Below are 229 nucleotides of genomic sequence, written 5' to 3' on the forward strand. Positions count from 1 at the left end.
CTGAGCCCCTTTCACATTACCAACCTCGCTCGATGTGCCGTCCGTATAGGTGATGGTAAGATTACCAGAGCCGTCTACAGAAGTCCCTGTTCTCCTTGCAAACCTTGCTCACCTTGAAGTCCCTGTTCTCCTTGAGGACCTTGTTCTCCCTGAAGCCCCTGTTCTCCTTGCAAACCTTGCTCACCTTGAAGTCCCTGTTCTCCTTGAAGACCTTGTTCACCCTGAAGCC

It is taken from the genome of Flavobacterium sp. SH_e, from assembly GCF_025717045.1.
In the GTDB taxonomy this organism is placed as follows: Bacteria; Bacteroidota; Bacteroidia; order Flavobacteriales; family Flavobacteriaceae; genus Flavobacterium.